The following is a 7392-nucleotide window of genomic DNA, read 5'->3' on the forward strand; positions in this document are numbered from 1 at the left end:
TTCAAGCATCAGGCTGCTACAGAACCGAAATACTTCATCATCGCTTTTTCCTTTGGGATCAAAATCTGATCCTCCTTTGGCACCGCCCATCGGAAGATCCGTGAGTGCATTTTTAAAGCACTGTTCAAACCCTAGAAACTTCAGAATACTTTCATTTACCGTAGGGTGAAATCTCATCCCGCCTTTATAGGGACCGGTTGAGTTGTTGAACTGTACCCTCCAGGCTCTGTTAACATGCACTTTGTCGTCATCATCTTTCCAGGTCACCCGAAAGCGAATAATTCGGTCCGGTTCTGCCATCCGTTCCAAAATCGCAGATTCCCGATAAGCCTCTACCTTTTCATCATTTATAAATGGAATGACGTCGGTGTAAACTTCTTTGACCGCCTGCAGGAATTCCTTCTGCTGGGGGTTTTGCTTTTCAATTTCGCTGAGTACTTCTTTGTAATGATACATGAATTGCAAATTATTTAATGTGCACTTAAATAACTGACTTTAGCCATATATCATTCTTAGAGATCATAAAGGATCATTCATTTATTAGTAATCCAGCGGCAATTAACCCAACTAACGACATCAGGATTGCATCTACATCCGTACTCTAATTAATGCTGATTAGTTGTCAATCGAGCCCATAAATTCTTTAGGAGTCATCACAGGAACAAACTCAATGAAAGTCTTGTAATCTTTGATATTCCGTGTGATAAAATAATCAGCCTCATGTTGTTGAGCTGTGTAGTATTGAAGGGCGTCTTCTTTATCTTTAAACAAGGATTTAAGGGCTTGAAGCATAACAAGTTTGCCTCCATTTACAACCTTTGTGGCCTTTATGAAGTCGGTTAACTTTTCTGAAGCATTTTCGATTTTATATATATCAAAAGACAAATAGATCAAATTAGCCAGGCTGCTTTCCGAGATCATTAAAGAAATCCGGTCATCTGCAGCCAACTCAAGTAATTTTATGGAATGTTCGAAATGAGGTTCTCTCTTTGAAAGAATATCGAAACAAACATCTGTATCGAGAAAAACTTCAGGCAAACTTCCTTTTAACATGTTTCTTTATTAATTCTTTGTCCTGTTTAGTTTGCGTGCTTCTTGAGCCCTCCAGTTTTTTTAATAACTCAGAGGCAGCTTTCTGGGATTCTGTTTGAATGGTGTTTGTCTCCCCTTCTTTAAATTTCTCTTCAAACATCTGAGATACAGACTTTCCATGCCGTTTGGCCAACCTCTTGGCGTATTGTACAACCTCTTCCTCAACTGTAAGTGTGAGTTTTTTCTTCATGTGAATGGATTTTAACACGTATATACATAAATATACGTATTGCGGATTGTTTTTGAAAATTCCTGATCGGTCCAGATTGGAAGACCTCCAGGGTTTTGGTAACCTTGAAGGTCAGGAATTTATTACGATTCCATTTTCAAAAACCGTGCATTCACCGCCACAATGACCGTACTCAGCGACATCAATATCGCGCCCAGGGCTGGACTTAAGATAACTCCCCAGGTGTAAAGCACGCCGGCGGCCAGCGGTATAGCCCCGATATTGTACCCTGAAGCCCACCAAAGGTTCTGTACCATTTTGCTGTAGGTAGCCTTGGATAGTTTAATGAGCGCGGTTACATCTTCGGGATTGTCCTTCACTAGCACAATATCGCCGGTTTCAACGGCCACGTCTGAGCCGGCTCCGATTGCAATTCCAATATCTGCCGTAGCCAATGCGGGGGCGTCATTTACGCCATCACCCGTCATCGCAACCAACTTTCCCTGATCCTGAACTTCTTTCACTTTATCGGCTTTTTCGTCGGGCAGCACTTCCGCAAAAACCTGATCAATGCCCAGTTCTTTGGCCACATAATCTGCGGTTTGTTGATTATCGCCGGTAAGCATAATGCATTCAATGTCCATCTTGTGTAATGCTTTGATGGCATTTTTAGAGGATTCACGAATTTCATCTCCCAAAGCAATGGCTCCAACAAGCGCGTCTTCAATAACCAAAAATACAACCGTTTTCCCTTGCGATGAAAGCTCTTCAACGTCTTCTTCCGGATAATTCATTTCCTGTTCTTTCACAAAGCCGGGGCTCACCACCTTCACCGATTTCCCATTCACTTTTCCCTGTATTCCTTTTCCGGTGATGGAATCGAAATCGTCAGGTTCCCAGAGCCTGCCCCGATCACTCGGGGTTTCATCTGCTTTCTCAAGGATTCCTTTAGCCAGTGGATGCTCAGAGTTTTTCTCCAGCGATGCGGCGTATTTCAGGATCTCTTCGTCAGAAAATTCATTACCTAAATTCAGAATATTCGTTACGGTGAAGACGCCTTGGGTGAGCGTTCCGGTTTTGTCGAAGATAATGGCATCCAGATTTCGGGCCTGCTCAAATGCAGCACGGTCCCGGATCAGAAACCCGTTGGTGGCTGCAATACTGGTGGATCTTGATACCACGAGTGGTATTGCTAATCCCAGCGCATGTGGACAAGTAATTACCATAACGGCCACCGTGCGGTTCATGGCGAAATCAAAACTTTGACCGGTGAAGAAGATCCACGCTCCAAAAGTGAGAAGTCCGGCGGTAATGGCCACAATGGTGAGCCAGAATGCCGCCCTGTTGGCCAGATCCTGCGTTCTGGATTTACTCTGCTGTGCCTCTTCCACCAGATTCATAACCTGAGATAAGAAGGAATCATCGCCGGTTTTTGAGATTTCGATAGTCAACGAGCCTTTTTCATTCACAGAGCCGCCAATCACCTCATCACCTTCCGATTTATTTACCGGTTTAGACTCACCGGTGAGCATAGCTTCATTTACGCTCGATTCGCCTTTTACCACGTTTCCGTCAGCGGGAATTTTCTCCCCCGGTTTGATGAGAACGTTGTCTCCCTGCTTCAGTTCATCCACAGATACATCTTCGGTGTCGCCGTTCTCTTTCACTCGATGGGCTTTTCCGGGCAATAATTCCGCCAGTTCCTCTAATGCTGAAGAAGCACTCAATACCGAACGCATTTCAATCCAGTGACCCAGCAGCATAATGCCAACTAAGGTCGATAGCTCCCAGTAAAGCAGATCACCCTCAAACCCAAACACCACAGCGGTACTGTAGAGGTAAGCTATGGAAATTGCCAGGCCAATGAGTGTCATCATTCCGGGCTGCTTTTTTTTCAGTTCATCATACAATCCTGACAGAAATGGCCATCCGCCAAAGAAGTAAACCACGGTAGAGAGAGCTGCCAGAATCCATGTGTCGCCTGCAAATCGCCATTCGACACCAATGAAGGTTTGAATCATGGGTGATAGTGCCATGATTGGAATCGTTAGTGCAAGAACCCACCAGAATCGGAATTTAAAATCCTGCACCATCTGTTTGTGGTGTTCTCTGTGGGAATGACCATTATGTCCATCGTGGTCGTGACCATTGTCAGGACTAGCTCCATTTTTTTCTGAATGATTATTTTGCTTGTGAGAGTGTTCTTTAGAGTGATTGTTCATTCAGATATGTATTTAGAATTCGATGGTTCAGTTGGTGCTTGTACGAACCGGAATTATTATTAGGTGTCTGTATTTTACATTCAACCTATTCGATTTACGTAAAAGTGAAGTGAAATCATCAAAAAGAGTACGGGCGCAAAAATTAAACTCGCCGTGTTGAACTCAGCTTAGATCTTAAACAGAGTGAATGATAATCTGTGGTGTATCTGACGGCAGCGCCAGATACACTACACTACATTTTTTGAAACATTCACAACCTAGCAGTACTGTTACTGTTCACGCTCTTTATCCAGCCACTCTTCCAATTCCTCTTGAGTTACGCCATCATCTTTTTCAAGTCGTTTTTGAAGCAGAGGTTCAAGATTACGTGCCTTTTCTTTTTCCGAAATATTGCGGCTCTCTGCATAATCGTTTATAAAATCGAGCACCTTATTCCCCTCTTTTGGTCGAAAAATATTTGGATTGGAAGGGGTTTGTGTGGTTGCTTCGGTTCTAGGCTCTTTGGCCGGTTCTGTCGACCAATTATAGTCGTATTTTAAGTCGCTTCTATCTATGAGTGGCATAATATTTTCTCTTTTGAATTAATAGTTAACGCTCTTCAATTACTAACATATTATACAAAGTCATAGTTTCTTAATTTAACTTTTGCTAGTCTTTTAACTTCTTCTCTCGCATGAGAGTCGACTTAGACTCACAAGGGCTATGAATCTGGTCTTAGAAACAGATAAGATATTCAAACCGGTCTAGAATACAACCATTCAGGAGTGTTGAAAATCCTGATATTTAATTTCAATCAGTTGAATATTAGAACCATCCTGGTGCCTGATCACAACTAAATATCAAAATTTAAATTCCTGCATCATTCGCTTTTGAAGTAAATGACAGAAAGGGTCTCAGTGGCATGGTTTTACTTTCAAATGAAGCTTCTTTGTGTTCGATTTGATTGCGTTTATTCATGATGACCACAGTAACTTTGATAGGCTGAGATATTCAGGTTGATATCTGTCAAACTGATTGAAACTGGCTCGTTTATTTAAAGAAAATGATGCTGGGATAAGAATATTAACTGCTGCTTTAGGAACTCTAAACGATGTTTTTTTGCAATTCATCACGTTTTATAAACCGTTCATCACATAAAATTGTCATACTTTTTTTTTGTGATTTTATTATGCCGACGGATCATAAAAAAAGTACCATTTTGACAAAATCATCGGTCTCATTGGATAGAGCTAAAAAAGAGTATTACCGGCATTTACAACAACCTTTTTCATCCAGGCGATTATTGTTCTCATTTATATCAATACAGGAAATGAAAGCTTTTCATCGGTACACCTCAACACTATTCTGCTTGGAGGTAGTTTATCGGTTGGTGGATATATCCGGTTTATCACAATTGTCTGTTTTGTATGGGGACTGCCGGATATACGTTTTCGAGGATATCCTGAAAACGGGATGTCAGATGTAAGAATTTATCACCGGAACTGGGTAGAGTCTTATTAATCAATTGAATTGGTAAATGAGCAGGAAAAAGTTCTCATATCTATGGCAAATATACCAGGTTCGGGGCTTATTACTTTTAATTAAAAAATGGAATCAACTGATATGGCAAACAGAGCTACACAATCTATTGGAACGGGAATGAAAATTCTGAGCGGGGCCAATATTCCAACTTATACGCTTGAGTATCTGACATCCACGGAAAAGAAAAATCAGGGATCATTCGAAACTATCGTTGTTCCGTATGTGGAGCTCGGGCGCGATAATAAATGCGGGGTCACGTTTGGGGATGATACGCCCACGGTGAGCCGTAAACATGCAGCTATTGAACGTAAGGGAGATGAAACCTTCATCATCAACCTGTCCAAATCGAACCCAACGCTGGTGAATGGCCGCCCGGTAGAGAATAAATACTTTTTGAATAATGGCGATGAAATTCAGCTCTCCGTTGAGGGGCCGAGACTTCGTTATAACACAACAAAGGCCGGTACGGCAAAGATCGGGTTCACCAATAAGATGAATTTAGTAATGAAACAGGCAATCAAGCCATATAAAACAGCTGCGGTTTCATTTTTGATGATTTTTATCCTGGCAATGAGTGGTTCAGGCTATATGATCTACAATCTTACTCTGGAAACTGAGATGCAAAGTCAGCTGTTGGCAGAACAGGATTTGATCAGCAGAGAGCAGGCAGAAACCATCGCGAGTCTAAATGCCAGCAATAGTGCTTTAGCAGAAAACTTTGAGATTTCTCAGCAACAGATTGAACAAGACCGACAGAGGATGCTTCGCGACCGCGAACAGTTTGAGAGAGAATTAGCTGCCATCAAAGAGAGAAGCCAGCGACAATTGGACAGCTTGAGAAATGTTTCCGGGGGTGTGAATTATGCAGATGTTATCGAAGAGTTAAAGCCGTATGTGATGGCAATTTCAATAGAGGGGTTGGAAACCAACTTTAACGGAGAAAGAAATTCCTATACATACGAGCCCAATATTTCTTGCACCGGGTTTTTAATGGATGGTGGAATATTTGTGACGGCACGCCACTGTGTAGATATGTATGGTACTGATGAAGGCACAACCGACCGGCAGGCGAATTTGATTGAACACAGTGGAGGGAGTGCAACCTATTCGTTTACTGCAGAATCTTATGATGGAAGTAAAAGGCTCCAGTTTTCCAACAAAGACTTAGTACAAGATGATTCTATGGACCGATTTATTCCTCAAAATTTACCGGGAAATAGAAGTGGATCTTTACGCATAGCAGATTTTTTTAGTGGAGCCGATTGGGCATATATGCAAACAGACTATAGTGATGGTATGGCATTTGATAAGCCGTTGTCGGGTAATCTTAGAAACGGAACAGACCTGTTTGTCCTGGGGTACTCATACGGTGCAGAATTTAGGGTTGAGGGCAATCTTGAGCCCTATTTTTCAACCGCTAAAGTGACTCTTTCAGGCCTTCAGGATGGTACAGTTCATGTCACAGAGGTTGGATGGGACAGTGGTAATTCAGGGGGGCCGGTTTTTACTATGCAAAACGGTCAGCCTACTGTTATCGGTATTGTAACCGGAGGGTATCTGCAGGCAAGTATATCACAACAGGGTGACGTAGTTATGACTCCTACTTCGATCAATGTAGTTACTCCATTGATGAATTTTTAATCATCCGGGTCGCCAGATAATGAGTAATCAAAATTTAAATCGCGGTAAATAGCAAAACGGGATGATTAAAAAAATATCCATATTTGGAATCACCGATGTCGGTCGTTCCCGCACCCACAATGAAGATGATTTTGCGATCTGTAAAGATCTGTCCAATCATAAATGGGGATTTAAACGAGGTGAGGTCCACTCGTTTTCCGAATTGGGTGCACTTTTGATAGTTGCCGATGGGATGGGAGGAGAAAATGCCGGCGAAGTAGCGTCTAACCTTGCTCAGGCGACAGTTAAAGAGGATTTTGATCAACTTGAGGAAGCTCCTGATTCGACAGCTGAAAAAGAAGAGTTTCTTGCTAAATCAATCCTGAGAGCTCATCAGGCCGTTGTGAATCATCAGCACAAGAACCTGGAGACTGCCGGAATGGGAACCACTTTGGTGATTGCCTGGGTGATTGAAGACTTAGTGCATGTGGCATGGTCGGGCGACAGCCGCTGCTATATCTATAATGGCCAACAATCACTTTATCCTTTTACTGAAGATCATTCTTTGGTCTGGAAGATGGTAGAAGATAATCAGATGACACCGGAGGAAGCCCGCGTCCACCCGGAGAGCAATATTGTGACGCAAAGCCTGGGGGATGAAAAAAATCCGCCTCAGCCGTCTGTTAAAACAGCAAAGCTTTTTAAGGGCAACCGGTTGATCTTATGCAGCGACGGGTTGAATGGGATGCTGAGTGATGAACAGATTCA

General features: G+C 42.5%; 7 protein-coding genes. 2 read left to right on the plus strand and 5 right to left on the minus strand.

Annotation, left to right across the window (positions count from 1 at the left end):
- From ACESM0_RS11705 to ACESM0_RS11725, 5 genes are all read right to left on the minus strand, one after another.
- Positions 1 to 456 (minus strand): Glu/Leu/Phe/Val dehydrogenase dimerization domain-containing protein (locus ACESM0_RS11705; RefSeq protein ID WP_372906394.1); only part of this gene is annotated, 456 nt, incomplete at its 3' end.
- Positions 457 to 615: 159 nt separating this feature from the next.
- Positions 616 to 1053, minus strand: coding sequence for a type II toxin-antitoxin system VapC family toxin (locus tag ACESM0_RS11710; protein ID WP_372906395.1), 438 nt, complete (start codon positions 1051 to 1053; stop codon positions 616 to 618).
- On the minus strand, positions 1031 to 1282 hold the full coding sequence (locus ACESM0_RS11715; protein WP_372906396.1) for a DUF6364 family protein: 252 nt from the start codon (positions 1280 to 1282) through the stop codon (positions 1031 to 1033). The genes ACESM0_RS11710 and ACESM0_RS11715 overlap by 23 nt, the downstream gene beginning before the upstream one ends.
- 122 nt (positions 1283 to 1404) lie before the next feature.
- A complete protein-coding gene (locus tag ACESM0_RS11720) occupies positions 1405 to 3483 on the minus strand; it encodes a heavy metal translocating P-type ATPase (RefSeq protein ID WP_372906397.1) in 2079 nt (692 codons plus the stop codon).
- A gap of 269 nt (positions 3484 to 3752) precedes the next feature.
- Positions 3753 to 4046 (minus strand): hypothetical protein, encoded by a 294-nt coding sequence (locus ACESM0_RS11725; protein ID WP_372906398.1) that lies wholly within the window; start codon positions 4044 to 4046, stop codon positions 3753 to 3755.
- Between the two features lie 1024 nt (positions 4047 to 5070).
- Here ACESM0_RS11725 and ACESM0_RS11730 point away from each other — a divergent pair.
- Complete coding sequence (locus tag ACESM0_RS11730) at positions 5071 to 6645, plus strand: FHA domain-containing protein (protein WP_372906399.1); 1575 nt, start codon at positions 5071 to 5073, stop codon at positions 6643 to 6645.
- A gap of 61 nt (positions 6646 to 6706) precedes the next feature.
- The coding region (locus ACESM0_RS11735; RefSeq protein ID WP_372906400.1) for a PP2C family protein-serine/threonine phosphatase at positions 6707 to 7392 on the plus strand (686 nt) is incomplete at its 3' end.

The sequence above is a fragment of the Rhodohalobacter sp. genome (assembly GCF_041686455.1).
Lineage (GTDB): Bacteria > Bacteroidota > Rhodothermia > Balneolales > Balneolaceae > Rhodohalobacter.